We start from the raw sequence: 23,835 nt of genomic DNA on the forward strand, positions 1-23,835 counted from the left end.
GAACCGAAGAGGGGTTACGACGCCGGCGAGCCCGCCTCCGACGAGGTCAGCGGCGCCAGGGCAGGTCCACCGGCAGCGCCGGCCGCTCCGGACCGGTCAGCCCCGCGAGGACGATCGCGCACGCCTCGCCGAACGCCTGCGCCTGCTCCGGCGTCAGCCGGTCGAACACCGCCGAGCGCACCAGCTCCACATGGCCCGGAGCCGCCTCGGTCAGCGCCGCCGTCCCCGCCTCGGTCAGCACCGCGAGCTGCGCCCGCTTGTCGCCGGGCGAGTCCTCACGCCTCACCCAGCCCTCCTCCTCCATCCGGGCGATGGTGTAGGACAGCCGGGTCCGGGAGATGCGGAGCTTCTCGGCGAGGTCCGTCATCCGCAGCCGCTGCTCTGGCAGCTCGGAGAGGAACACCAGCACCGAGTAGGTGAGGTGACTCATCCCCGAGTCGTGCCGCAACTGCTGGTCGAGGGTGTCCTCCATGACGAGACTCAGATCGGAGAACGAGCGCCAGGTGCGCATCTCCTGCGCGGACAGCCAGCGGGGTTGCATGGGGGGCACCCTAGCAGCGCCGTCCTGCGCCCCTGTTACCGGACTGACCAGCGGGTTCAGCGCATCGGTTCGTAGTTGAGCTGCTTGACCTGGCGCAGCGTCAGCGCCGTCTCCACCGAGTAGACGCCCTCCAGGGCGCCGATCCGCTCGCTCAGGTAGGAGTACAGCGAGGCGCCGCTGCGGTGCTGGGTCGCGGCGACGAGGTTCGCGGAGCCGGTGGTGGCCGCCGCGAAGCTGACCTCGGGGTGTCCGGCGAGGGCCCGGCCCGCCGCGGCGAGGGCGGAGGGGGCGACGGTCAGCCAGAGCATCGCCTCGACGTGGGTGCCGAGCGGCTCGGAGTCGTACTGGACGTCGTAGTAGAGGATGCCCCGGGAGCGGAGCTGGTCCAGGCGGTGCCGGACCACGGACTCGGACTGGGCCGTCGCCGACTGGAGTTCGCCGAGGGAGGCCCGGCCGTCCTTGTACAGGACCGCGAGGAGACGTTCGTCCACGTCGTCGAGTTCGACCGGTTCCGGGGACGGGTCCACCGGCGGCGGGCGCAGCGCGGACTCCTCCTCCGGGGTCAGCGCCTGGATCTTGCTGAGCCAGCCGGAGGCGCCGCCGTAGAACATGTGCAGGATGCAGTGCGCGCTGACCGACAGGATGCGGGGGGTGCGCTGGAGCTGGTGCAGGAGGAGTTCGTCGCGGGCCTCCCGGCTACGCGGGCGCATCGACGTCACGACCTCCGTGCCGCCCGACTCCAGCGCGACGTAACTCGTGTCGGGGCGCCGGGCGAGGGCCTCCGCGAGCCGCTCCGCCGCGTCCGGGGTGCAGCGCAGGCGCACGATCCAGCTCGTACGGCCCACCCGGTTCTGGTCCACCATCCCCAGCACCCGCAGCCGGGTGCCGCCGCCGCACAGCCGGCGGTAGCGGCGGGCCACCGTCTGGTCCGACACCCCGAGGACCTCCGCGATCCGCCGGAAGGGGGCCCGGCCGTCGAGCTGGAGCGCCTGCATCACCTTCCGGTCGAGCGCGTCGAACTCGGTCGGTGCCATGGGGGGTCTCCTGGGGGCGGACGTGCGCGGCCTCATGCCGGGAGCGTACGGGGCTCCGGCACGAGGCCGCGGATGCTGGATCGGGGCGGGTGCGCTGGGGTGGGCCGGGGCTCTCGGGGCGGGCCGAGGCTCTCGGCGTGAGCCGTTCTGGGCCGAGCCGCGTCTCGTGGGGTGGGACGGGACTTCAGAGGTGGGCCGGGGTTCTCGGGGCGGGCCGAGGCTGCTGGTGTGAGCCGAGACGCTTGGAGCGAGCCTGGCCTTTTGGCGTGAGCCGTTCTGGGCCGAGCCGGGGCTCCCGGGGTGAGCCCCGGCACTTCGGGTGAGCCCCGGCCCTCGGGTCAGGCCGGTGTGGAGGATTCCGCCGGTTCGCGGTCCGGGGAGCCCGCGACCTTCGTCGAGGCCGGGCCCGGCCGCGGGCGGCGCAGGAGGACCGCCGCGACCAGCGCCGCGAGCGTCGTCAGGATCGCCGCGATGATCAGGCACAGGTGCAGCCCGTCGAGGAACGCCTCCGACAGCGCGCCCAGCGCCCGCCCCCGCTCGGCCCCCAGGTCCAGGCGGGCGACGGCGCCGAGCCCGCCCTCGTCCACGGCCGCGCCGATCCGCCGCGCGGCGGCCTCGGAGACACCGGCGTCCGCGAGGTGGCCCGGCAGCGCGTTCGCCGCCTTCGTGCTGAGCACCGCCCCCAGCACCGCCGGCCCGAGCGCCCCGCCGACCTGCCGGAACGCGTTGTTGCCGGCCGCCGCCATCCCGGCGAGCCGATGCGGCACCGACGCCACCGCCGTCGCCGTCATCGGCGTGATGACGAACCCGAGACCGGCGCCCAGCAGGAGCAGCCGCCAGGACAGGGAGCCGTACGAGGTGTGCGCGTCGACCGACGTCAGCGTCAGCAGCGAGGCCGCCGTCAGCAGCAGACCGCCCGTGATCAGGACACGCGGCGACCAGCGGTGCATCAGGCGCGACGCCGGCTGGGAGACGAGGATCGCCGCCAGCGTCACCAGGATCATGCGGCCCGCCGACTCCAGCGTCGTCAGCTGCTGGACCATCCCGAAGTACAGGCTCAGTGCGAAGAAGAAGCCGATCAGACCGAGGAAGCTGATCATCGCGACGAGCGTGGTCGCCGTGAACGCCGGGGAGCGGAACAGCTTCAGGTCCAGCATCGGGCTCGCGCTGCGCCGCTCCGAGAACACGAAGACGACCGCGCCGAGCGCCGCCAGCACCAGCGCGACGACCACCTTCGCGTCGGTGAACGAGCCCGCGCCGCCCTCGATGACGCCGTACACCAGCGCCGTGATCGCCACCGCCGCGCTGATCTGGCCCGGCCAGTCCAGCCGCCGGGAGCCGGGGGCCTTCGAGTCGGAGACGAAACGGGCCACCAGGACGAGCGCCAGCAGCGAGGCCGGGACCGGCAGCAGGTAGATCCAGCGCCACGCGAAGTGCTCCAGGATCAGCCCGGCGATCACCGGGCCGAGCGCGAGCGCCCCCATCAGGGACGTCGCCCACAGACCGACGAACTTGCCGCGCTCCCGGTGGTCCGGCACCGCGTGACTGATCAGCGCGAGCGTGGTCGGCAGCAGGGCCGCCGCGCCGGTGCCCGACACCGCCTGTCCCACCCACAGCATCTCTATCGACCGCGCCGACAGTGCGATCGCCGCGCCCGCCGCACTGAACAGCAGACCCGCGAGGAACACCTTCTTGCGGCCGTGCACATCGCCGAACACCCCCGCCGTGAGGATCAGCGCCGCCATCGGCAGGACGAACGCGTCGCTCACCCACGACAGTTCGGCGGTCGACGCGTGCAGCGCCCGCTGGATCGCCGGGAGACTCACCGACACGGTGGTCACCGGCAGATAGGCGACGAACACCCCCACACAAGCCATCACGAGCGTCGCCGCCCGCCGCTCGCGCGGGGTGTCCGTCGTGGTCGAGACGTTCACGGAATCTCTCCTTGCCCTGTTGTCGCTGGGGGCAACTTTCCGCCACGGGAGCGGGAGAGACCGGGTCACAGCGGGCCCGGCGCCGGAAATCCGACATCCGAGGGGGGCTCCGTACGGATCTGCGACACGAACCGGCATGCGGGTCGACATTTCGGTGGACCGTGTCCCCGCACTCGCCTAGCTTCCCCCCATGAAACTCTCAGCCGTCGTCCGCGGTCTGCTGCTGCCGCTGATCGCCGCCGCCGCACTGGTGGCCCCGCCACCCGCCGCCGCGGCGCCCGTCATCACCGCGCAGCCACCCCAACTGCCCAGCCAGACGACCCTGTTCACCTCCAACACGGCCATCAGTGGCCGGACCTACACCTGCTACCGGGTCCCCTCGGTGGTCCGCACCGGAAACGGGACGCTGCTCGCCTTCGCCGAAGCCCGGCTGGGCTCCACCTGCCTGGACACCCAGGAGATGGACATCGTGAGCCGCGCCTCGACGGACGGCGGCGCCACCTGGACCGCGCCCCGGATCATCGCCCGCGGTCTGACCAGCGACCCCGCGAACCCGGGTGTGGCGGCCATCAACGCTCAACCCACCCCGATCGTCGACGCCACCTACAAGAACCCGGCCACGGGACAGGTCGAAGGCCAGGTGGTCCTGCTCTACAGCGTGCGGCTGGTCACCAACGGGGGCATCACGGGCCCGGACGGCCAGCCGAACCGTATCCAGACGTTCGCCATGTACAGCCGTGACAACGGCCAGACCTGGGTGGACCGGACGGACATCACCAGCCAGGTGAACCCCCGGCAGAACAACCAGCCCGCCACCGAGTTGCAGGGCATGCGCTTCCTCCAGCCCGGACCGGGACACGGCATCCAGTTGATGCCGACCTCGGCCGTCCCCGACGGCCGGCTGCTGGCGCCCGCGTACCAGAACGGCAGCATCGCGGACAACGGGACGTGGGCGAACGACGGCCACCACGCCTCCGCCATCTACACCGACGACCACGGAACCACCTGGCATCGAGGAGCCAGAACCAGCAACAGCCTCGTCATCACCGAGAGCAACCCCACACCCCTGTCCGTGGGCGAGGCCAGCATCGCGCAACTGGCCAACGGCAAGCTCTACATGACCTCCCGCGACAACAACGCCGACACCGACGCCGCCGCCACGGCGGGCACCAACCGCACCACGGCCATCAGCGATGACGGCGGCGTGACCTGGAACCCGGCGACCAAGGCCAACCTGCCCGGCGCGACGCTCTTCGCCCCGGTGCTGTCCCTCAACAGCGTCCTGCGCGGGGACAGCTTCAACCAGCTGGTGATCACCGAACCCGTCTACCACGACCCCGCGAAGCCGAGGCTCCACGGCACCCTCAAACTCCGCTCCTCCTTCGACGACGGCGTCACCTGGCAGACACCCGCCCAGGGCCTGACCATCGCCAAGGCGGGAGCCGGCTACTCCGACCTCACCCGCACCGCGTCCGGCGGTCTCGGAGTGATCTACGAGGCCGGGCCCGACCCGTGGCAGAACCCCGCCACCCTGTACGACCGCACCTCGGTCCGCTTCACCGTCGTCTCCGCCGGCCAGACCGTCATCACCGGACCGGTCACCGGCGCCCGCACCCCGGACATCGCCGGAGGCAACGCGGCCGTCCTGCGCGGCAGCGCCCGGCTGACCGCCGGCAAGTTCGGCCGCGCGCTGACCCTCGCCCCGGACACCTCGGCGGGCTTCGTCGACGTCACACCGAGCCCCGCGTACGCCGGTCTCGGCGGGGACTTCACGGCCGCCGCCGACTTCAAGTACAACTCCACCACCGGGCTGCGGGCCATCCTCTGGGGCTTCGGCGTCGGCGCGGGCCTGCCACAGCTCTGGATACGGGCGGAACCCGAACAGAACCGGATCGTGGCCAACGCCACCACGGCCTCCGGCAGCAGGAACCTGACCTCGACGTCCAGTTACAACGACAACGCCTGGCACCACGTGGCCCTCGTCCGGTCCGGCCAGGAGCTGAGCCTGTGGATCGACGGCGCCAAGGTCGACACCGACACCGCGCCGGCAGGCGCCGTCTCCCCGGCCCGCCCCCAGCCGCTGGAGGTCGGCAACCGACTCGACGGCGCGCAGCCCTTCGCCGGTTCGATCGACAGCGTGGTGCTCTACAACCGGGCGCTCAGCTCCCAGGAGATCTCCGCGGCGGCCACCAGCGACACCTACTCCGGCACCGCCCCGCTGCTCCGCCTGCCCTTCGAGACCGGCGAGGCCGACACCCGCGCCTGGGACGACACCGACGGCGACGGGCAGATGGACGTCTTCAACCGCACCAGTGACGGCAACCTCTGGTACTTCGGGGGCTTCGGCGACGCCACCACCGGTGAACGGCGCCTGGAGAACCGCACTTTGATCGGCGGTACCTTCGGCTCGTCCTTCCACCCAGCCCGGGGCGACTTCAACAACGACGGCCTGGGCGACCTCATCGCCATCAACGACCAGGGACAGCTGAACTTCTGGCTCGGGCAGGGCGACGGCATCCTGTCCGCCCCCACGGTCCTGATGTCCGGCACCTCGTTCAGCACCGTCAAGGCGGTCTCCGGCGGCGACTTCAACGCCGACGGCCTCACCGACGTCGTCGGCCTCGGCTTCGACGGCCACCTGTGGTGGTGGCCCGGCAACGGCGACCGGACCTTCGGCGCCCGTCAGGAACTGTTCCCCGGCACGGCGTTCTCCGGCTACTCCGGTGTCCCCACCGGCGACTTCGACAACGACGGCAACACGGATGTCTCCGCCGTCGACGCCAACGGCACCCTGTGGTGGTGGAAGGGCGACGGCAAGGGCGGCCTGGCCGCCGCCCAGCAGTTGGCGTCCGGTACGTCCTTCGCCGCGTACAGCCGCTACTTCACGGGTGACGTGGACTCCGACGGCCGCACCGACTTCGCGGCCGTCGACTCCTCCGGCGCCGCCCGCTGGTGGCCCGGCGACGGCGCCGGCCACGTCTCCGGCACGTCCCGCACGCTGACCGTGCTCTCGCCGCTCGCGGGGACGGCCCCCGCCCCGCTGGACGGAGGCGTCTACACCTGGTGACCTGACCGGTCGGTGAGGCCGCGCGGCCTCACCGACCCGGCTCCTAGTAGCCCACGCGGAACGTCGCGTCCTGCTGTTCCGTCGCCGTCGTGATCGGGTCGATGCGCAGGGCGTAGCTGTAGTGGCGGATGTAGCGGGTGGGGTTGTTGTAGGAACGGAACGACGCCCAGCTCGCGTCGGCGAGGCCGGCCGTGCGGTAGAAGGTGGCGTCCCCGGCGAACGCGGAGGTGCCGTCGTTCACGTCGAGCTGGAGGACGTAGTTGGAGTGGCGCAGGTAGCGGTCCGGGTAGTTGACCGAGCGCAGGGAGACGCCGGAGCTGTCCGCGAGACCCGGGACCAGGGTCCACAGCGAGTCCTTGTACGGCTCGATCGGGTACTCGTCGATCCGGCCCGCGTAGTTCGAGTGGCGCACGTAACGCGCCGGGAAGTTGTACGACTTGAGCCGGTTCCAGGCGGGGGCGCCCCACTTGGCGAGGAGGTTGTCGTACTCGGCCGTCGTGATCGGGACGATGCCGCAGTGCTTGGAGTTGACCGGCTGCGTGTACGTCTTCTGGTCGAGGGCGGTCCAGGTGCCGGTGGCGGGGCTGGTGGACTGCCAGGCGTAGAAGACGCCGTTCGGGGTGTACGTGTCTCCCCAGAGCCACCACAGGCTGCTGCTGGTGAGGGACTTGACGATCGTCGGGGCCTCGGTGCCGCCGTGGGCGACGCCCGCGCTGTACTCGGTGAAGCTGCCCGGGTCCAGGCTGGTCGAGCGGGCGCTCACCAGGGTCTGGTTCTTCTTGAAGTACAGGTAGTTGTAGCCGTTCACGCCGACGGCCATGTCCCCGTCGATCACGTCGTAGCCCGGATCGAAGAAGACCTGCGGGGCGGACGCAGTCACGAAGTCGGTCGTGTAGTTGACCATGATGACGTTGTGGCCGCTGGAGTTGACGGCCGAGTAGATCACCGCGTATTGCTGGCGTCCCGCGTCCCAGAACGCCTCGGGGGCCCAGCTGTGCGTCGTCATGTCGTGCAGCTTCAGCCGCCGGTACCCGGTGAACGTCCGCAGGTCGGGCGAGTCCCAGACGTGGATGTACTGGCTGTTGTAGCTCCAGTCCGTCCCCTTGAGGTCCGTCGCCAGCACCACGAACGCGCCGTTCTGCTTGCGCATGACGAACGGGTCCCGCAGCCCGAGCGCCCCCGCCGTGGGCGTGACGAGGGGGTTGTTCTGGTTGAGCGGCGTCCAGTTCAGCCCGTCCGGGCTGACCGCGAGATGCAGCCCGTAGTCCGTGCCGTCCCCGAGGTTCGTCGACTCGGTGAAGTAGCACATCGCGTACGCCGAGTCCGCGGCGTGTGCCGTACCGCCGCCCAGCATCAGCGCGGCGGGCACGGCCGCTCCCATCGCGAGCAGACCGCGGCGCGAGAGGTGGGGGAGTTCGCTCATCTTTGATCTCCGTGCGGGGGTAGGAGCGTGCGGGAATGGTGCGTTCAGGCAGGGTGATGTCCGAAATCCCGGACATAGTTCGGGAAATCGATCAGAAGGTAGGCCGCACGGCAACGGAGGTCAATGCTTCTGACAGGAACGGGAGTCGCCTGTGGGGGAGTTGTGAGGCGACCCGGGCGTGCGGGCCCGTCGTACACCTGTGTCCCGGGGGTGAAAGTGGGCCGGGGCCCGCGCGCGGAGGGTGCCGGGCGCGTGATCCTGGCAGGGCTCAGCCGCAACGACCGCGTACAGCAAGGGGACTTCGTTGAACGACGACCTGCTCACCGTGAAGATCGCCCGCGGATTCGACCAACTCGACGCCGACGGCGACGGCCGGCTCACCGAACACGACCACGTCCTCATGGGGCGCAGGTCGGCGCGGGCGCTCGGGCACGAGGAGGGGAGCGACGCCGAGCGGGTGATCGTCGACGCGTACGTCGGGATCTGGCGCGACCTCCACCAGCCGTTCGCGGGCGGCGCCGACGCCGTGAGCCGGGACGACTTCATCGCCTCCACCCGCGGCCTCGCCGACGATCCCGAGGCCGCCGCCGCGACCGTGGGCCGGCTCGCCGAGGTGTTCCTCTCGGTGGCCGACGCCGACGGCAACGGCGTCGTCGACCCCGACGAGTTCTTCGCCTTCCACACCGGTCACTTCCCCGGCCTCGACCGCGCCACCGCCGACAACGCCTTCCGCCACCTCGACCGCGACGCCGACGGCACCCTCTCCCCCGAGGAGTTCACCACCGCGGTCCTCGAATACTGGACCAGCCGCGACCCCGAGGCCCCGGGCAACTGGTGGACGGGGGTGCATCCCCTGGACCGGGGGTAGCCGCAGGGGGCCGCCGAGCGCGAGTCCGGCAGAAGGGCCGGGCGCGGGAGGGCGGGGCCGGAGGGGACGTCAGGCACGAGCCCCCGGCACCGGACGGACGGCTGCCCGAGGCGGCCCAGGCCGACGACCGGGGCTCCCGAGCCCCGCCCCGGCGAACACCGGCCACCCGGCCGCGCCGACCCGCGAACAGACCCGCCCGCACCGTTCGAGGAAGCCCCGAGCGAAGCAGCCCGGCCTCCCCGAGCCAGACCCACCCGCCCTGGGCGAAGCTGCCTGGTCTCCCCGGGCCGAGCCCGCCCGCTCTGGGCGAAGCCGCCCGGCCTTCCCGGGCCGAGCCCGTCCGCTCTGGGTGAAGCCGCCCGGCCTTCCCGGGCCGAGCCCGTCCGCTCTGGGTGAAGCTGCCTGGTCTCCCCGAGCCGGACCCGTCCGCTCTGGGTGAAGCCGTCCGGCCTTCCCGGGCCGGGCTCGCCCGCTCTGGGTGAAGCTGCCTGGTCTCCCCGGGCCGAGCCCGTCCGCTCTGGGTGAAGCCGTCCGGCCTTCCCGGGCCGGGCTCGCCCGCTCTGGGTGAAGCCGCCTGGCCTTCCCGAGCCGGGCTCGCCCGCTCTGGGCGAAAAGCTGCCCGGTCTCCCCGTGCCGAGCCCCCGTCCAGGGCCCGTTCTCCCCCTACGTCCGCCACAGATAATGCGACGTCAGCCTCCGGGCCCTCTCCGCGTCCAGGCCCAGTGCCACCCCGACCGTCTCCCAGTCGGGCTCGTCGTCCTTGATGGAGTAGGCGGCCTCGCGGGCGACGGCGTGGGTGAGGCGTTCGAGGTCGCCGATGGCGCGGAGGGCGGCGACGGGGGCCTGGTCGGCGAGGCCCGCGAGCCGGAGATGGAGGCGGTCGATGGCGTCGGAGAGATCGTCGGGGACGGGGATGGCCCGGCGCTCGACGGCGTCGATGTGCTCGCCCCAGTCCTCGTACGCGGCCAGCACGTCCACCTCGGACAGCTCGTCGTAGGACATGCCCGCCCGGTCGACGGGGTACGGCGTCCCGCGCCACCCGCACATGCAGGCGGCCCGGAAACCCGCCGCGAGCGGACGGGACAGCCGCCCGTCGTACGCCCACCACTCCCGGGTCTCGACGATGCTCGCCGCGCTGGAGCCGAAGTCGAGGTAGACCGGCTTGGGCTCACTCCCGTCCGCGAGCACCGCCCCCGCGTACCCTCCGTGGGACTCCCCGAACTCGTCCTGCGTCCACAGGTCCATCTCCGTTCCCCTTCGCTGCGCCGGCCGGGTGCACGTCCTCCGAGCATGCCCCACCCGCCCGCGCGCCGAACGGCACTCCGCGCTACTGCCCCGCCCCGGCCTGATCGTCGGCCTCCGCGGTCGCGTTGTACCGCACCAGATACCCCGCGAACCGCTCCAGATCGGCCTCCTCCCACCCCACGAGCCGTTCCCGGAACGCCCCGCGCCGGCTCTCCGTGACCTGCGCGAGAATCCGCCGCCCGGCGTCGGTGAGATGCAGCCCGTGGACCCGCAGGTCCGCGGGGTCGGGCCGGCGCTCGATCAGCCCGGCCCGCTCCAGCGCCGTCACCTGCCGGCTGATCGTCGACTTGTCGAGCCCGTAGTGCGCGGCGAGATCCGTCGCCCGCCCCCCGTCGCTCTCCTCCAGATGCCCGAGCAGCGTGTACGACACGAGCGTCAGCTCGGGATGCAGCCGCCCGGCACTCGCCCGCGCCCGCCGGGCGAACGCGGTCATCTCCCGCTGGATGGTCTCCACGGCCTCGGAATCCACTGCCGGACCTCCCTCACACCTCTGGTTGCAGAGTACAACCGGATGCCCGGGGCCCGCCCGCGAGGCCCGTGGGGTAGGGTGACGCCCGATCGAGACGGACCCGATCACGAGACCCCGAGGAGGTGGGACCCATCACCGCAGTGTCAGCACGGGTGCTCCCCCTCCGTACCGGCGCGGACCGCCGGCCGTAGGGAACCGTACGAGCGCCCTTCGCCGCCCCGAAAGGCCCTCGGTCCGCCATGACCTCCCCGGATTCCGCCCGCCCCTCCGTCGTCTCCGCGCTGCGCGCCGCCGGCTGCGTCTTCGCCGAGGACGAGGCGGAGCTGATCCTCTCCGCCGCCCGCACCCCCGCCCACCTCACCGCCCTCGTCGCGCGCCGCGCGGCCGGTGAACCCCTCGAAGTCGTCGTCGGCTGGGCCGGTTTCGCCGGACTGCGGATAGCCGTCGCCCCCGGCGTCTTCGTCCCCCGCCGCCGCACCGAGTACCTCGTCGACCGCGCCCTCGACGCCGTCCCGCGCGCCGCGGTCGTCGTCGACCTGTGCTGCGGCTCCGGCGCGGTCGGCGCCGCCCTCGCCGCCGCCCTGTCACCCGCCGAACTGCACGCCGCCGACGTCGACCCGGCCGCCGTGGACTGCGCGCGCGCCAACCTCGCGCCGTACGGCGGACAGGTCCACGCCGGCGACCTGTTCACCGCGCTGCCGGACACGCTGCGCGGGCGCGTCGACATCCTCGCCGCGAACGTGCCGTACGTCCCGAGCGGCGAGGTCGGGCTGCTGCCCGCCGAGGCCCGCGACCACGAACCCCTCGTCGCGCTCGACGGCGGCACCGACGGGCTCGACGTCCTGCGCCGGGTCGCCGCCGAGGCCCGGGAGTGGCTCGCGCCCGGCGGCTGCCTCCTCGTCGAGACCAGCGAACGGCAGGCCCCCGCGGCCGTCGACGCCTTCCGGACCGGCGGCCTCACGACCCGCCTGGAGTACGACGACGACCTGTACGCGCACGTCGTGACCGGGGTACGGCCGTCAGGCGGCGGAGTCTGACCGCACGGGCCCGCCGGACCGGGCGGGGTCCGGGGTGCCGTGGTCCCGGGGCCCGCCGAAGCGGTGCTCCCACTTCTGCGTGAACGAACCCGTCAGCACCCGGTCCGCGGTGCGGGTGTCGCCGTCGCGGGTGCCGACGACGGAGACCGTGTCGCCCTTCTTCGCGCCGTCGGCGTCCTTGACGTCCTTGCCGAGCGTCCACGTCCACGACGTGCCGTCGTCGCTCTTCACCGTCAGTCTGCCGCCGTCCGCCTGCTCGACCGTGCCGCGCTGCCAGACGCGGACGACCCAGTCGGAGCCGTCCTTGACGGTCGCCTCGCCGTGCACGGCGCCGCCGAGGCCGAACCAGCCGAAGCGGAGCCCGTCCCGGTCCTTCGGCGCACCGGAGGGAGCACCGGACGGGGCCGCGCTCGGGGCCGCCGGACGCGAGGAGTCGCCGTTCGTCGCGGCATAGGCGACGGTGCCGCCCAGCGCCAGGACCGCCACCGTCGTACCGGCGATGACCGCCCGGCCGCGGGTCGAGCGGCGGCGCCAGACGCCCGCCAGCCGTGAAGGGGCGCGCTCGGGTCCGCTGCCGAGGATCTCCGGGGGCTGTTCCTGCTCGGGGTCGTGCGTCACGGTCCACCCTCCTCGTACGGAGCCTTGCCGCGATTGTCCGGCGGCGGGCGTAAGGCGCCGGTAACGCGAACCTGTGAGTCGGCCGGAATTCCCCAACTCGCCCTCGTGGATGGGGTGTACACGCCCTTCGCCGTTCGCCACACTGTTCCGCCGAACCCCTCCCTACCCAGGAGTAGCCCCTCATGCCCCTTCGCCCTGCCCGCCGCGTCCGCGCCGCCCTGGTCACCCTCGCCACCGCCGCGGCCGTCGCCCTCTCTGCCGCGCCGCCCGCGTCGGCCGCCGACACCTGGACCGAGGTCGGCTCCGACCGCGCCGACCCGCTGACCGAGAGCCAGGGGCTGACCTCCGTCGAGGTTCCCGCGAACAGCCCCTTCCGCTACACCGGCATCGGCACCATCCCGATCGGCGTCAGCATCCGCGGCTGGAACCACGTCGGTGACCCCGACGCCGCCTACGACGGCACCTACATCGAGCCCTACCAGCAGGACTCGGGCAGCTCCAAGATGTTCCGCGTGCAGTCCCCGAACGGCACCTGGTCCGAGTACGTCCACGCGCTGGGCGCCGGCGAGGCCCTCAACAACTCGTGGGTCGCGATCTCCCCGGACGGGCAGTGGATGCTCGCGGGCGAGTGGGGCACGATGACCCGCTTCCTCGTCTTCCCCACCCCCGGCATCAACCCCGCCACCGCCCCGGGCACGAACCTCCCCTGGGTCACGACCGTCACCCTCGACCGCCCCGTCCGCGACGTCCAGGGCTGCGACTTCTCCGGCCCCACGACCCTCCTGTGCTCCTCGGACGACCCCGCCGGCACCCTCTTCGGCATCACGAAACCCCTCCTCCAGGTCGACCTCGCCGCCAAGCCCAACGGCACCTCCAACGTCTCCGGCCGGGTCACCGCCCTGCGCCAGCTTCCCCTGCGCAGCGGCTGCTCCGGCAGCTTCGAGACCGAGGGCATCGACTACGACCGCCGCACCGGCACCCTCCGCGTGATCGTCATCTCGCCCGGCTTCTGCGTGCTGACCGACAGCAAGACGTACCGCTTCACCAGGAGCTGACCCGCGCGGGCACCCCGGCGGGGCCGTAACCTGCCGGGGTGAGCACCGAGTTGACCCTGCTGAGCCGAGTCTCCTGCCGGGGCCGGGAGATCACCGCGCCCCGGCTGCGCGGACTGCTCGCGCTGCTCGCCGAGGAGCTGTCCGCCGGCTGCGGCACGGGACGGATCGTCGAGGGGCTGTGGCCCGAGGAGCTGCCGGAGCACCCCGCGAAGGCCGTACAGATCCTCGTCTCGCGGCTGCGGGCGCAGGTCGGCGCCGGCACCGTCGTCAGCACCCCGCGCGGCTACCGGCTCGCCTTCGAGGCCGGCCAGGTCGACAGCTCCGTCCTGCTGCTGCACGAGGCGGCGAGCGCGCGGTGCGCGCGGGCCGGGGACCACACGGGGGCGCTGGCGCGGGCCGAGGCGGGGCTCGCGCTGTGGGACGGGGCGGTGGGGGAGAGCGCGGACGATCCGCTGGGCGCCCTGCGCGCCGACCGCGCCCACACCCGCCGGGCCCTGGTCCGCGCACGCGCTCTCGCCCTGGCCCGGCTCGGCCGCCGCGAGGAGGCCCTCGCCCCTCTCGCCGAGGTGCTGCGCGAGGCACCCCGCGACGAGGAGGCGCTCGCCGCCCTCCTGCGCTGCGAGGGCGGCGCCGCCGCGCTCGGCCGCTACGCCACCTACCGGCGCGGCCTGCGCGAGACCCTCGGCACCGAACCCGGCCCCGAACTGCGGGCCGTGCACGAGGAGTTGCTGCGCGCCGACGCGCCCCGCGTCCGGCACGGCGTACCCCACGAACCCAACCCCCTGCTCGGCCGGGACGCCGACGTCACCGCCGTCGCCGGACTGCTGCGCACCGCACGGGTCGTCACCGTCGTAGGACCCGGCGGGCTCGGCAAGACGCGGCTGTCGCACGCCGTGAGCCATGCCGCCGAGCAGCCCGTCGTCCACTTCGTCCCGCTGGCCGGCGTCACCACGGACGACGACGTCGCCGCCGAGGTCGCCACCGTCGTCGGGACGAGCACCGCGGACGGGCTGTACGCGGCGCTCGGGGCGCGGCCCGCGCTGCTCGTGCTCGACAACTGCGAGCACGTCGTCGACGGGGTGGCCGACCTCGTCCGCACGCTCGTCGCGCGCTGCCGGGAGCTGCGGATTCTCGCCACCAGCCGGGCCCCGCTCGGGCTGACCTCGGAGTCCGTGTACGCGCTGCCCGAGCTGACACCGCAGGTCGCCGCCGAACTGTTCGCGCAGCGGGCACGCGCCGCGCGCCCCGGGGTGGAGCTGCCCGCCGCGACGGTCGCCGAGATCTGCGCGCACCTCGACGGACTGCCGCTCGCCGTCGAACTCGCCGCCGCCCGCGTCCGTGTGCTGTCCGTCGCCGACGTCTCCCGCAGGCTGCGCGACCGGTTCGCCCTGCTCTCCGGCGGCGCCCGCGACGCCCCCGAACGCCACCGCACCCTGCGCGCCGTCGTCGACTGGAGCTGGAACCTCCTCGGACCGGACGGCCGCACCGCCCTGCGCGCCCTGTCGGTGTTCCCCGGCGGCTTCGACGCCGAGGCCGCCGGATACCTCCTCGACGGCGCCGACCCCCTCGACCTCCTCGAACAGCTCACCGGACAGTCCTTGCTGAAGGTCGCGGACGGGCCGCTCGGCACCCGGTTCCGGATGCTGGAGACCCTCCGCGAGTTCGGCGCGGGCCGGCGCGCGGAGGCCGGCGAGGAGGCCGCCGTCACCGACCGGTTCCTGCGCTGGGCACGGGACTTCGGCCGCGCCCACCACGACGTCCTGTTCGCCGACGCCCCCGTACCCGCCTGGGACCGCATCCGCGCCGAGCAGGACAACCTCCTCCTCGCCCTGCGCCACGCCCTGGCCCGCTCCGACGGCGCGACGACCGCCGCCACCACCGCCGTCCTGTGCTCCCTGTGGGCCACCGAGTCCCACTACGCCCGCCTCGCCGCCCTCATCGAGGAGACCTCCGGACCCCTCTCCCACCACCACCCCGAAGACCCCGCGGACATCGAGACCCTCCGCAGCGCCTCCGTCGTCGCCACCGGCACCCTCTTCATGGCCCACGGACCGCACGCCGTACGGCAGTTGGTGACCCTGCGCCGGCTGCCGCCCGCCCCGCCGGACAGCGTGCCGCGCGCCCTCGCCGTCGTGCTGCGCGCCGTGCCGGAGATCCACCCGCCCGGCTACGAACGGCTCACGGAGCTGTGCGCCTCGGACGAACCGCTGCTCGCCGGGACCGCGTCGGTGTTCGCCAGCTATGTCTGGGACGCCGCGCAGGACACCTCGCGCGCCCTGCACCACGCCCGCCGCATGCTCGCCGCGTTCGGCCGCTACGCCAACCCCGCCCTCCAGGTCCTCGCCCACGGCCGCATCAGCGAACTCTGCCTGCGCACCGAACGCGGCGCGGAGGCGTACGAGCATCTGCGCGCCGCCCACGACACGCTCGGCGAGTACGGCACCCACAACGACTGGTCCGACCCCGTCGGCGTGCGCTGGGCCCTCGTCCTCGCCTGCCTCCAGCTCGGGCGGGTCGACGAGGCCGAGTACTGGTACGGGCTCGCCGCGCTCGACCGGCAGCCCGAGACCGTCGAGGCGTTCGGCTCCGACCTCGGCGCCCGCGCGGAGATCCTGCTCGCGCGGGGGCGCGTCGAGGCGGGGCTGCGGCTGTGGCGGCGGACGGCCGAGCAGATCCGGACGGCCGATCTCGACGACCCCTTCCTGCTGAAGTGGTCCCTGGAGGTGCGCGCCGGGGCGGTCGCCGCGCACGCCCTGCACGGCCGGCTCGACCAAGTGACCGAGCTGGTCGCGGAGTTGCGCGGACTGCTGGGCGGCCTCGCGCCGGGTGCCTCGTACGGGGCCGTCGTGCTCGCCCTCGCGCTGGCCGGGCTCGCGGAGGGGGACGCCGGGGCGGTGCGGGTGGTGGCGCTCAGCGAACTCGTGCCGGTGGCCCGGGATTTCCCCGCGCTGTCCGCCGCGCGGGCCCGGGAGGCGGCCGAGCGGGTGGACGCGGAGGGGTACGCGGCGGCGCGGGCGGAGTGTGCGGGGTGGGGGCGGGAGGAGGCGCTTCAGCGCTTGGACTCCCTGCTGCTCGGACTCCCTAGTGCTTGGGTTCCCTGACGAACAGCGCCTTCGACCAGAAGTAGCCCAGCACCGACAGGCCCACGCACCACGCCAGTGCCAGCACCGCGTTCGTCGTCCCGATCCGTGTGCCCAGGAGCAGGCCGCGCAGGGTCTCGATGGCCGGGGAGAACGGCTGGTACTCCGCGAACCAGCGGAACCAGCCCGGCATCGAGTCCACCGGGACGAACGCGCTCGACAGCAGCGGCAGCATCATCAGGGGCAGGCCGAGGTTGCTCGCGCCCTCCGGGTTGGGGGAGGCCAGGCCGATGCCGACCGCGAACCAGATCAGCGCGAGGCTCACCAGGGCCAGCAGACCGGCCGCCGCCAGCCACTCCAGGGGGCTCGCGTTCGGGCGGAAGCCGATGGCCACGCCGATCAGCAGCAGGACCGTCAGCGCCGCGAGGGTCTGGAGGACGCTGCCGAGGACGTGTCCGACGAGGACGGAGGCGCGGGAGATCGCCATCGTGCGGAATCTCGCCATGATGCCCTCCGTCATGTCCATCGACACGGAGACCGCCGTGCCGAGCGCGGTGCCGCCGATGGCCATCAGGAGGATGCCGGGGACGATGTAGGCGACGTACGCGGAGCGGTCGGCCGGGCCGCCGGTGATGCCCGCGCTCATCACGTCGCCGAAGAGGTAGACGAAGAGGAGCAGGAGGATGACCGGGGTGAGGAGGATGTTGAGGGTGAGGGAGGGGTAGCGGCGGGCGTGGAGGAGGTTGCGGCGGAGCATGGTGAGGTTGTCGCGGAGGGGGTGGGCGGGGGAGGGGACTGGGGAGGGGGCGGTGGTCATCGGGCGTGCTCCTTGGGGGTGTTCGTGCTCTTGGCGGTGGCGGTGGCGGTGGCGGTGGTGGCCGTGGCGGGGGTCGTGGCGGGGGTCGTGGCCGTAGTCAGGGCGAAGAAGACGTCGTCCAGGTCCGGCGTGTGGACGGAGAGCTCGTCCGCCTCGACGCCGGCGGAGTCCAGCCAGTCCAGGACCGCCCGGAGTTCGCGCTGACTGCCGTCGCTGGGGATCTGGAGGGTGAGCGTGTCGTCGTCGCGGGTGGTCTCGCGCAGGGCGGTCGCGGCGCGCTCGTAGGCCGCCGGATCGGTGAAGCGCAGGCGTACGTGGCCCCCGGGGACCCGGCGTTTCAGCTCCGCCGGGGTGCCCTCGGCGACGATCCGGCCGCCGTCCAGGACGGCGATGCGGTCGGCGAGTTCGTCGGCCTCCTCCAGGTACTGGGTGGTGAGGAAGACGGTCGTACCGTCGGAGACCAGCTCGCGGACGATGCCCCACATGGTGTGCCGGGAGCGGGGGTCGAGGCCGGTCGTCGGCTCGTCGAGGAAGATGATCCGGGGGCCGCCGACCAGGGTCATCGCGAGGTCGAGGCGGCGTTTCATGCCGCCGGAGTAGGTGGAGGCGGGTTTCCTCGCGGCGTCCGTGAGGTCGAAGCGGGCGAGGAGGTCGGCGGCGGCCCTGCGCCCCTCTTGCCTGGGGAGGTGGTGCAGGTCGGCCATCAGGAGCATGTTCTCCTCGCCGGTGATCAGGCCGTCCACCGCCGAGAACTGGCCGGTGACACCGATCGTGGTGCGGACGGCGTGGGCGGCGGCGCGGACGTCGTGACCACCGACCCGCGCGTGGCCGGCGTCCGCCGTGAGGAGGGTGGAGAGGATGCCGACCGCCGTGGTCTTGCCGGCGCCGTTCGGGCCGAGGAGGGAGAACACGGTGCCGGTGGGGACGCGGAGGTCGATGCCGGTCAGGACCTGCTTCTCGCCGTACGCCTTGTGGAGGCCCTCGGCTTCGATCGCGAGGGCGGGGGTGTCGGTCGTCGTCATGGGGAGAGCGTGGGGTGGGGGCGGTTCACCGTGGTTTCAGCGCGGTTTCAGGGGGCCGGGTGGGGTGGCGCGGGGTGAGCCGGGGGGTCATGAGGGCCGGGGCGTCATGGTGGGCGGGGCGTCATGGGGCGGGCGGAGACCGGTTGGTCGGTGAGGTGTCAACTAGACTGGGCCCATGGAGCGAGAGGTGCGGTGGTTGACGCCGGAGGAGCAGCGGGCCTGGCGGAGTTTCATCCGTCTCCACGACCGGCTCCGGGGGCACCTGACGCGCTGCCTCCAGTCCGAGTCGAACGTGTCCCCCGCGGACTTCACGGTGCTCGTCGAGCTGACGGACGTCCCCGACGGGCGGCGGCGCATCCTCGATCTGGCGCGCTCCCTCGAATGGGAGAAGAGCCGGATGTCCCACCACATCGCCCGGATGGTGAAACGGGGACTCGTCGAGCGGGACGAGTGCCTGGAGGACGGGCGGGGCGCGTTCGTCGTCATCACGGACGAGGGACGCGCGATGATCGAGGCCGCCGCGCCCCGGCACGTCGAGTCGGTGCGGGCACTGTTCCTGGACCATGTGACACCGGCGGAGCTGCGGGTGCTGGCGGAGGTGTCCGAGCGGGTGGTGGGGAAGATCGACGAGGGGGACACCGAGGCGTGAGGTGACGGGGTGCGGGGCGGGGGTGAGGGCGTGGGCAGGGGTGTGGTGAGGGGTGTGTGGTGAGGGGTGCGGTGTACGAGGGTGTCGTGCGCGGAGGTGTGTCGTGCGGGGGGTCGTCCTGGGGGCAGGGGTCCGATGGGGTGCGGCGCTGTCCGTGGCATGATCGTTGACGTGACAACCGGATTGTGGGAGAGGTGGTCCCGATGAGCAACGTCGAGAGCGAGCCCGTGGCGCTGAGGTGCGGTGGGGACGAGGGCGGGGCGGCCGTCGAGGTGCTGTCCGCGCGGGAGGTGCCGCTCGGCGGGCCCCGGGCGATGAAGGTGCGCAGGACGTTGCCGCAGCGGGCGCGGACGTTGATCGGCGCCTGGTGCTTCGTCGACCACTACGGCCCGGACGACATCACCGGGCGCGGTGGCATGGACGTCGCCCCGCATCCGCACACCGGCCTCCAGACCGTGAGCTGGTTGTTCAGCGGCGAGATCGAGCACCGGGACAGCCTCGGCAGCCACGCCATGGTCCGGCCCGGCGAGATGAACCTCATGACCGGCGGGCACGGCATCTGCCACTCGGAGGTGTCCACGCCGGCCACCACGATCCTGCACGGCGTCCAGCTCTGGGTCGCGCTGCCCGACGAACACCGCGACACCGCACGGGACTTCCAGCACCACGTCCCCTCACCGGTGTTTCTGGACGGCGCCGAACTCCGCGTCTTCCTCGGCTCCCTCGCCGGCGACACCTCCCCGGTCCGCACCTTCACCCCTCTCCTCGGCGCCGAGATCCTCCTGTCCCCCGGCGCGAGCATCACCCTGGCCGTCGACCCCGCCTTCGAGCACGGCCTCCTCGTCGACTCCGGGAACGTCCGCCTCTCGGACACCCTCCTCGCCCCCTCCGACCTCGGCCACCTCCCCGCCGGCCCCGACACCCTCACCCTCACCAACGAGTCCCCCACCCCCGCCCGCACCGTCCTCCTCGGCGGCACCCCCTTCGACGAGCAGATCGTCATGTGGTGGAACTTCATCGGCCGTACCCACGAGGACATCGCCGAGGCCCGCGAAGCCTGGCAGTCGGCGTCGGCCCGCTTCGGTGAGGTCATCGGCTACCCCGGCCCCCGCCTCCCCGCCCCGGAACTCCCGAACGCGGTGATCCGGCCCCGGGGGAACCCGCCGCGCGGCTGAGGGGACGGGCGCTCGGCCGACGGGAGCGCCGGCTGGTGAGCGGGGGTCGGACGGTGAGCGGGGGCCGGACGGTGAGCGGGGGCCGGACGGCACCCCGGAATAGACCCCGCCCCACCCGTGTTCCCTCATCGAAGTTGATACGTCAACCAGATCGGAGGCCGGGCGCGATGCAGTTCGGGATCTTCACCGTCGGGGATGTGACCACGGACCCGACCACGGGACGCACTCCCACCGAGGGCGAGCGGGTCAAGGCGATGGTCGCGCTCGCACGGAAGGCCGAGGAGGTGGGGCTGGACGTCTTCGCGACCGGCGAGCACCACAACCGCCCCTTCGTGCCGTCCTCACCGACGACCCTGCTCGGGTACATCGCCGCCCGGACGGAGCGGCTCATCCTCTCCACCTCCACCACGCTGATCACCACGAACGACCCGGTGAAGATCGCCGAGGACTACGCGATGCTCCAGCACCTCGCCGACGGCCGCGTCGACCTGATGATGGGACGCGGTAACACCGGCCCGGTCTACCCGTGGTTCGGCAAGGACATCAGGGACGGCATCGACCTCGCGATCGAGAACTACGCCCTGCTGCGCAGACTCTGGCGGGAGGACGTCGTCGACTGGGAGGGCCGGTTCCGGACGCCGCTGAAGGGGTTCACCTCGACACCGCGCCCGCTGGACGGCGTACCCCCCTTCGTCTGGCACGGCTCGATCCGCTCCCCGGAGATCGCGGAGCAGGCCGCCTACTACGGTGACGGCTTCTTCCACAACAACATCTTCTGGCCCGCCGACCACACGAAACGGATGATCGACCTGTACCGGACCCGGTACGCCCACTACGGACACGGCACCGCCGAGCAGGCGATCGTCGGACTCGGCGGCCAGGTGTACATGCGGCCCCGGTCCCAGGACGCCGTCCGCGAGTTCCGCCCCTTCTTCGACCACTCCCCGCTCATGGGCGGGGGCATCTCGATGGAGGAGTACATGGCGCAGACCCCGCTGACGGTCGGCACCCCGGACCAGGTGATCGAGAAGACCCTCGGCTTCCGCCGCTACGCGGGCGACTACCAGCGCCAGCTGTTCATCGTGGACGGCGGCGGGGTCCCCCTGGACTCCGCGCTGGAACAGATCGAACTGCTCGGCGAGAAGGTCGTCCCCGTCCTGCGCGAGGAGTTCGCGGCGGCCCGCCCCGCCGGTGTCCCCGAGGCCCCCATCCACCCCACCCTGCTCGCCGCCCGCGCGCAGTGACGAACGGAGGAACAGTGACCAGCGAGTTCAACGCCTACGCGGCGACCGACGGCGTCTCCCCCGACCGCTGGGCCAGCGCCCTGCACCTCTTCGACGACGGCCCCGGCGCCGCCCGCGAGGAGAGCGTGACGGAGCGCTGGGAGCGGGCGGGCCTGCTCTTCGAGGCGAAGGACTACATCGGCGCCGCGAAGCTCCTCACGGACGTCGTCAAGGAGTTCCCGGAGCAGACCGCGCCCCGCCTGCTGCTGGCCCGCGCCTACTACCACTCGGCCCAACTTGGCCGTGCGGAGCAGCAGTTGCGCCGGATCGTGGAGCGCGACCCGGTCGAGCACTACGCCCACCTGATGCTGGGCCGCACGCTGGAGCGGCAGGGCCGGCACGCGGAGGCGCAGCCCTGGCTGCGGATGGCCGCCGCGTTCGACGGGGAGTGAGTGAGCGGCGCGGGGCGTCCCGGCCGGGCGGTGTGATCCACGGATCACCTCGCCCGAACGGGAATGTCCCGCGCCGCGCGTTGTTGACCTGTCAAGGGAACCCGGAAGAGAGCCGTCGACGGCTCTGAGTGGCCTGAACGGGAGGCTGCCGTGCACACGGTCAACAGCGCGGTCGACACCGCCGACTCCTTCGTCCGGTGGCCCCTGGCCGCCCTCACCCTGTTCTGGCTCGCCCGCCACGACCAGCGCCTCTACGCGCGCGGCGCCGTCGCGCTCCTCCTCACCGGTGCCGGCGGAGTCGCCGTGCTCGTGGCCCGGCAGGGGCTGCCCGGTCACGAGACGTCTCTCGTCCAGGACTACCTGGCGCTCCCCGGTGTCTCCGCCGGCTGGTACGTCCTCATGGCGCTCGCCCTGACGAACGGGACCCCGGCGGGGCACCGGGCGCGGGCTCTCGTCGTGTTGCCGGTCGGTCTCGTCGCCCTGGTGGTTTCCGCCGGGGCGGTGCTGACGGCCGATCAACGGGCGCTCGGGGCACTGCTGGCGGTGGGGGTGCCGCTGGCGGCGTGGTGGATCGCGGGGCAGGTGCCCGGGGCCCGGGAGGTACGGGGCGGTCGAGCCGAGCGGTCCGTCGGGACCGAGCTGGCGGTCGAGGCCGTCGCCGACGTGGTGCCGTTGCGGGCGTCCGCGGAGGGGGCTCCGCTGCGGCGGGCCGGCTGAGGCCGACGTCCGCTGAGGCCGAGGGGCCGCCGGGGCGGGAGAAAACGCGTGTGCCGCACAGGTGATCGTGATGGCATGGGACTCCTCGGTGCTCTCCGGCGCCGGGGTGTCGGCTGTGTGGACGGGGGGACGGCACGTGCCGGTCGGGCTGGTCGCGTTGGCGCTCGGAGGGTTCGGGATCGGGCTGACCGAATTCCTCATCGCGGGGCTGCTGCCCCAGGTGGCGGACAGTTTCGACGTCTCCGAGGCGGTCGCCGGACAGCTCATCTCCGGGTACGCGCTGGCTGTCGCCGTCGGGGCGATCGCCCTCACCGCCGCCACGGCCCGGATGCCCCGCAAGCAGGTACTGGTCGGGCTGGTGGGGCTGTTCGTCATCGGGAACCTCCTGTCGGCCGTCGCACCGGACTACGAGCTGATGATGCTGGGGCGGATCGTCGCCGCCCTGTGTCACGGGTCGTTCTTCGGGATTGGGTCGCTCGTCGCCCGCAGCCTCGTCGCGCCGGAGAAGAAGTCCCGGGCGGTCGCGGTCATGTTCGCCGGACTGACCGTCGCGAACGTCCTCGGGGTGCCGTTCGGCGCGTTCGTCGGAGAGCGGTGGGGGTGGCGGGTCGCCTTCTGGGCGGTGTCCGGGATCGGGGTGGTCGCGCTGGCGGGGATCGCCGTACTGGTTCCGGGGGATCGGGCTCCCTCCTCGGTGAGTGGTCTGCGCGAGCAGTTCCTCGCGTTCCGTTCCTGGCAGGTGTGGCTCACTCTCGTCGCCACCGCGCTGGGCTACGGGGGGATGTTCGGGGCGTTCAGCTATCTCGCCTACACGTTCACCGAGGTCAGCGGCTTCTCCTCCGGTGATGTCGCCTGGCTGTTGATGGTGTACGGCGCCGGCCTGGTCGTCGGGAACGTGGTGGGCGGCCGTGCGGCCGACCGGGACCGGGACCGGGCGCTGGTCCTCGCGCTGGCGGGGCTGGCGGTGACCCTCGCGGCGTACGGGCTGCTGGCGGGGAGCGGGGTGGCCTCGGTCGTGCTGGTGTTCCTGATGGGGGTGACCGGATTCGCGAGCGTGCCGGGGATGATCACCCGGGTCACGGACCAGGCCGGCGGGGCGGCGCTCGCGGCGAGCGCGAACGTGTCGGCTTCCAATGTGGGGAACGCGTTGGGGGCCTGGCTGGGGGGTGTGGCGATCTCGGTGGGGCTGGGGTATCGGTCTCCTCTCTATGTGGGGGCGGGGATCGTGGTGGTGGCGCTCGGGGTGATGGTGGTCGCGGCTCGGATGGAGAGGGGGGTGGTGGTGCGGGGGTGAGAGGGGGAGGGGGGTAGAGGGGTAGGGAGGAGGAGGTGGCGGAGTGTGGGGTGAA

At 72.8% G+C, this 23,835-nt stretch carries 20 protein-coding genes; 11 read left to right on the forward strand and 9 right to left on the reverse strand.

Annotation, left to right across the window (positions count from 1 at the left end):
* Positions 1–46: 46 nt before the first annotated feature.
* The 3 genes from ABZX85_RS21645 to ABZX85_RS21655 all read right to left on the reverse strand — a co-directional run bounded on the left by ABZX85_RS21645 (position 47) and on the right by ABZX85_RS21655 (position 3,452).
* Entirely contained in the window at positions 47–541 is a 495-nt protein-coding gene (locus ABZX85_RS21645; protein WP_355870851.1) for a MarR family transcriptional regulator, read from the reverse strand.
* Between the two features lie 56 nt (positions 542–597).
* Positions 598–1,575: a winged helix-turn-helix transcriptional regulator gene (locus tag ABZX85_RS21650; protein ID WP_355870853.1), complete on the reverse strand. Its 978-nt coding sequence runs from the start codon at positions 1,573–1,575 to the stop codon at positions 598–600.
* Between the two features lie 338 nt (positions 1,576–1,913).
* Positions 1,914–3,452, reverse strand: coding sequence for an MFS transporter (locus tag ABZX85_RS21655; protein ID WP_355871435.1), 1,539 nt, complete (start codon positions 3,450–3,452; stop codon positions 1,914–1,916).
* Positions 3,453–3,699: 247 nt separating this feature from the next.
* Here ABZX85_RS21655 and ABZX85_RS21660 point away from each other — a divergent pair, with 247 nt between their 5' ends.
* Positions 3,700–6,576: an FG-GAP-like repeat-containing protein gene (locus ABZX85_RS21660; protein WP_355870856.1), complete on the forward strand. Its 2,877-nt coding sequence runs from the start codon at positions 3,700–3,702 to the stop codon at positions 6,574–6,576.
* Between the two features lie 43 nt (positions 6,577–6,619).
* Here ABZX85_RS21660 and ABZX85_RS21665 read toward each other — a convergent pair whose 3' ends face one another.
* Positions 6,620–7,999, reverse strand: coding sequence for a glycoside hydrolase family 43 protein (locus tag ABZX85_RS21665; protein ID WP_355870858.1), 1,380 nt, complete (start codon positions 7,997–7,999; stop codon positions 6,620–6,622).
* A 304-nt stretch (positions 8,000–8,303) separates the two neighbouring features.
* On the opposite strand from ABZX85_RS21665, the gene ABZX85_RS21670 reads away from it, so the two are divergent.
* Positions 8,304–8,867 carry an EF-hand domain-containing protein gene (locus ABZX85_RS21670; protein ID WP_355870861.1) on the forward strand — a complete coding sequence of 188 codons (564 nt, stop codon included), beginning with the start codon at positions 8,304–8,306 and terminating at the stop codon, positions 8,865–8,867.
* 663 nt (positions 8,868–9,530) lie between these two features.
* On the opposite strand, the gene ABZX85_RS21675 is transcribed toward ABZX85_RS21670, so the two are convergent.
* Positions 9,531–10,112, reverse strand: coding sequence for a hypothetical protein (locus ABZX85_RS21675; protein WP_355870864.1), 582 nt, complete (start codon positions 10,110–10,112; stop codon positions 9,531–9,533).
* Between the two features lie 82 nt (positions 10,113–10,194).
* On the reverse strand, positions 10,195–10,605 hold the full coding sequence (locus ABZX85_RS21680; protein ID WP_355871438.1) for a MarR family winged helix-turn-helix transcriptional regulator: 411 nt from the start codon (positions 10,603–10,605) through the stop codon (positions 10,195–10,197).
* Positions 10,606–10,880: 275 nt separating this feature from the next.
* Between ABZX85_RS21680 and ABZX85_RS21685 the strand changes: the two genes are divergently transcribed.
* Positions 10,881–11,678 (forward strand): putative protein N(5)-glutamine methyltransferase, encoded by a 798-nt coding sequence (locus tag ABZX85_RS21685; RefSeq protein ID WP_355870866.1) that lies wholly within the window; start codon positions 10,881–10,883, stop codon positions 11,676–11,678.
* Here the strand turns inward: ABZX85_RS21685 and ABZX85_RS21690 are convergent.
* Positions 11,661–12,296, reverse strand: a complete 636-nt coding sequence (locus ABZX85_RS21690) for a hypothetical protein (RefSeq protein WP_355870869.1) — start codon at positions 12,294–12,296, stop codon at positions 11,661–11,663. The genes ABZX85_RS21685 and ABZX85_RS21690 overlap by 18 nt on opposite strands.
* Before the next feature lie 182 nt (positions 12,297–12,478).
* Between ABZX85_RS21690 and ABZX85_RS21695 the strand changes: the two genes are divergently transcribed.
* The gene (locus ABZX85_RS21695; protein WP_355870872.1) at positions 12,479–13,351 is read left to right on the forward strand and encodes a hypothetical protein; all 873 of its coding nucleotides are present in this window, start codon (positions 12,479–12,481) and stop codon (positions 13,349–13,351) included.
* 38 nt (positions 13,352–13,389) lie between these two features.
* Entirely contained in the window at positions 13,390–16,452 is a 3,063-nt protein-coding gene (locus tag ABZX85_RS21700; RefSeq protein ID WP_355870875.1) for a BTAD domain-containing putative transcriptional regulator, read from the forward strand.
* Here the strand turns inward: ABZX85_RS21700 and ABZX85_RS21705 are convergent.
* On the reverse strand, positions 16,433–17,248 hold the full coding sequence (locus ABZX85_RS21705; RefSeq protein WP_355870878.1) for an ABC transporter permease: 816 nt from the start codon (positions 17,246–17,248) through the stop codon (positions 16,433–16,435). The two genes, ABZX85_RS21700 and ABZX85_RS21705, sit on opposite strands and share 20 nt — an antisense overlap.
* Complete coding sequence (locus ABZX85_RS21710; protein ID WP_355870881.1) at positions 17,245–18,270, reverse strand: ATP-binding cassette domain-containing protein; 1,026 nt, start codon at positions 18,268–18,270, stop codon at positions 17,245–17,247. The genes ABZX85_RS21705 and ABZX85_RS21710 overlap by 4 nt, the downstream gene beginning before the upstream one ends.
* A 175-nt stretch (positions 18,271–18,445) precedes the next feature.
* On the opposite strand from ABZX85_RS21710, the gene ABZX85_RS21715 reads away from it, so the two are divergent.
* The 6 genes from ABZX85_RS21715 to ABZX85_RS21740 all read left to right on the forward strand — a co-directional run bounded on the left by ABZX85_RS21715 (position 18,446) and on the right by ABZX85_RS21740 (position 23,780).
* Entirely contained in the window at positions 18,446–18,919 is a 474-nt protein-coding gene (locus ABZX85_RS21715; protein WP_355870884.1) for a MarR family winged helix-turn-helix transcriptional regulator, read from the forward strand.
* 203 nt (positions 18,920–19,122) lie between these two features.
* Positions 19,123–20,094, forward strand: a complete 972-nt coding sequence (locus ABZX85_RS21720; protein WP_355870887.1) for a pirin family protein — start codon at positions 19,123–19,125, stop codon at positions 20,092–20,094.
* A gap of 167 nt (positions 20,095–20,261) precedes the next feature.
* Positions 20,262–21,338 carry an LLM class flavin-dependent oxidoreductase gene (locus ABZX85_RS21725; RefSeq protein WP_355870890.1) on the forward strand — a complete coding sequence of 359 codons (1,077 nt, stop codon included), beginning with the start codon at positions 20,262–20,264 and terminating at the stop codon, positions 21,336–21,338.
* A 14-nt stretch (positions 21,339–21,352) separates the two neighbouring features.
* Positions 21,353–21,769 carry a tetratricopeptide repeat protein gene (locus tag ABZX85_RS21730; protein WP_355870893.1) on the forward strand — a complete coding sequence of 139 codons (417 nt, stop codon included), beginning with the start codon at positions 21,353–21,355 and terminating at the stop codon, positions 21,767–21,769.
* Between the two features lie 150 nt (positions 21,770–21,919).
* Positions 21,920–22,486, forward strand: a complete 567-nt coding sequence (locus ABZX85_RS21735; protein WP_355870896.1) for a hypothetical protein — start codon at positions 21,920–21,922, stop codon at positions 22,484–22,486.
* 136 nt (positions 22,487–22,622) lie between these two features.
* Positions 22,623–23,780 carry an MFS transporter gene (locus tag ABZX85_RS21740; RefSeq protein ID WP_355871440.1) on the forward strand — a complete coding sequence of 386 codons (1,158 nt, stop codon included), beginning with the start codon at positions 22,623–22,625 and terminating at the stop codon, positions 23,778–23,780.
* The last annotated feature ends 55 nt before the right edge of the window (positions 23,781–23,835 follow it).

Source organism: Streptomyces sp. NPDC004539 (assembly GCF_040610055.1).
Taxonomy (GTDB): domain Bacteria; phylum Actinomycetota; class Actinomycetes; order Streptomycetales; family Streptomycetaceae; genus Streptomyces.